This is a genomic window from Streptomyces sp. NPDC047014, assembly GCF_040644195.1.
GTDB lineage: Bacteria > Actinomycetota > Actinomycetes > Streptomycetales > Streptomycetaceae > Streptomyces.
In genome coordinates, this window is the sequence record NZ_JBEYVX010000180.1 from 1 (window position 1) to 2,742 (window position 2,742).

General features: G+C 71.4%; 2 protein-coding genes. One reads left to right on the plus strand and one right to left on the minus strand.

What is annotated here, in order from left to right:
- Positions 1-1,978: nitrate- and nitrite sensing domain-containing protein (locus ABZ873_RS34090; protein WP_360880743.1), on the minus strand; the 1,978-nt coding region annotated here is incomplete at its 3' end.
- Positions 1,979-2,365: 387 nt separating this feature from the next.
- Between ABZ873_RS34090 and ABZ873_RS34095 the strand changes: the two genes are divergently transcribed.
- Positions 2,366-2,742: hypothetical protein (locus tag ABZ873_RS34095; protein WP_360880746.1), on the plus strand; the 377-nt coding region annotated here is incomplete at its 3' end.

The following is a 2,742-nucleotide window of genomic DNA, read 5'->3' on the forward strand; positions in this document are numbered from 1 at the left end:
GGCGCCCGGCGGGCGTACGGCCGACCGGCGCGGGCGCGGCGCCCCGGGGGCCGTCGAGGCGCAGGCCGGAGCCGCTGGTGTCGGGGGCGTCGGTGAGCAGGGCCGCGGGGAGGAAGACCACCGCGGTGGTGCCCCCGTACGGGCTGGGCTGGAGGACGACCTTGACGCTGTGGCGCTGCGCGAGGCGGCTGACCACGAACAGGCCGAGGCGGTCGGTGTCGGAGAGCTCGAACTCGGGGGTCTCCGCGAGGCGGAGGTTCGCGTCGAGCAGCGCCTCCGGGGTCATGCCGAGGCCGCGGTCGTGGATCTCCAGGGTGAAGCCGTTGGCGACGCGCTCGCCGAGCACCTGGACGGCGGTGTGCGGCGGGGAGAACACCGTGGCGTTCTCCAGGAGTTCGGCGACGAGGTGGGTGATGTCGGCGACGGCCGGGCCGACGATGCCGAGGCGGGTGAGGCGGCGTACCTCGATGCGCTCGTAGTCCTCGACCTCGGCGACGGCGGCGCGGACCACGTCCATGAGCTGGACGGGCTTGCGCCACTGGCGGGAGGGGGCGGCGCCGGAGAGGATCACCAGGCCCTCGGCGTGGCGGCGCATGCGGGTGGTCATGTGGTCGAGGCGGAAGAGGTCGGCCAGTTCCTCGGTGTCCTCGGTGCGGCGCTCCATGGTGTCGAGGAGGGTGAGCTGGCGGTGCAGGAGGACCTGGTTGCGGCGGGCGAGGTTGACGAAGACCTCGGAGACCCCGCGGCGCAGGTCGGCCTGCTTGACGGCGGCCTCGACGGCGGCGCGCTGGAGGGTGTTGAGGGCCTGGCCGACCTGGCCGACCTCGTCCTTCTCGTATTCGAGGTGGGGTGCCTCGGTCTCGACGTCCACGTGCTCGCCGGCGGCGAGGCGGCGCATGACGCCGGGCAGCCGGACGCCGGACGCCTCGTGGGCGTCCTTGCGCAGCCGGGACAGGTCGCGGACGAGGTCGCGGCCGATGCGCACGGAGAGGATCAGGGAGAAGACCAGGGCGAGGAAGCCGAGGATGCCCGCGGCGGCGGCCTGGATCATGACGTCGGTGGCGACGGGCTCGATGCGCTTCTGGTAGCGGTCGCCGGCCTGGGTGTTCATCTCGCCCAGCTCGTCGAGGACCTTGGCGGACGCCTCGTCCCACTGGGCGGCGGTGAGGTTGCGCGGCTTGTTGACCGCGCCGCCGGAGATGAAGCGCTCCTCGGCGTCGCGCAGGGGGTGGGTCTGCGGGTCCTTCCAGTACTGCTCGAAGCGCTCGCGGTCCTCTGCGGGGAGGGTGACGAGGTTGAACTCGTAGAGCAGCGTGCGGTTGGCGGCGTAGTCGGAGACGAGGCGGACGTCACCGGCGGTGATGTTGCGGGCGGCGAGGGCGGAGGCGATGACGGCGTCCTCGCGGGAGAGCAGTTCGCGCGCGCGGCTGATGCCGACGAGGGCGCGGCCCTCCTTGTCGACCTCGACGTTGTCGAGGCCGTGGAGGTTCATGAGGAAGTCGTAGCAGGGGTCGACCAGCCGGTTGTACAGCTCCAGCGCCTGGCTGGGGTTGAGGGCGTTCTGGTCGACGGAGCGGCGCATGGAGCCGATGCCCTGGAAGGCGGCGACGATGGAGCGCAGGCGCTGGGCGCTCTGCGGGCTCAGTTCGTCGACGACCTTGGGGTCGCGGGCGCTGACGCTGATCTGCTCGACGGCCAGGTCGGTCTCGGCGCGGCGCTTGGCGAGCTCGGCGGTGGCGGTGGCGGCGCGGGGGTCGCCGATGACGACGAGGGTCTGGCGCCGCTCCCTCTGGATGATGCGGGCGACGTCCTCGACCGGGTAGCCGACCTTGTCGATGATGTACGCCACGTCGAAGAGCTGGATCGCCTCACGGCCGGTGATGACCGTGGCGAAGCCCCAGAGGGCGGTCAGGGAGACGAGCGGCACAAGGAGCAACGCCACGATCTTCCGGCGGATGGATTTCCCGCGAAAGCGCATGGCCTCCCCAGCCTCCCCCAGGTCAACCCCGTTACCGGGGGTCGGTGTTCCGTCATTTAAACGGCGTGAGCCTACTACTGCTACGGAGTAGGTTCGAAGGGGTGTCCGGACGTTTTCGGCCTACCCCCCGGGCGAAGATCACCAGTTGTCCGATACTTCCGGTCAAGTGCCGCCCGTTATGTGGCACATGACACTTGGTGGGGCGTCAGTCGGCGCACCCTGATGGATGGCTGGAATTATTCGTTCCGCGATCATCGGGGGCGGCCGGGAGTTCCGGCATCCGGGAATCTCCCGTCACCCTCGGACGTCTTTCTGTTCGAGGGGACGGACCGGGGTAGACGTGGTGGAGTAGGCATGGCGGACCGCGCTGTGGGGAGTGAGCGGACCATGAGCAGGTACGAGGACGAAGGACCGGGCGGCGACGGACGGGCGCGGCGCGGGCTGTGGGTGGAGGAGGACGCCGGGCGGCAGCGGATGCCGGACCCGGTGCGCGCGTCGGCGGTGCGGGCGGTGCTCATCGTGTCCGTGACCCTGACGCAGGCGGCGATCGCGTTCTTCCTGACCATGACCGCGTCCTGGCTGGCCTTCCCGATGGTGCTCGGCGCGGTCGCCGGGACGGTCGTGGCCACCTGGGGCGTGCTGGACGTGTGGATCACCCGGCAGACGTGGAACCAGCGCTACGGGGTCCTCTCGGAGCCCAGCAGCACCGCGCGGGCCCGCCGCCGCGAGGCCCGCAAGGCGGCCCGCCGTCCGGCGCGGACCGC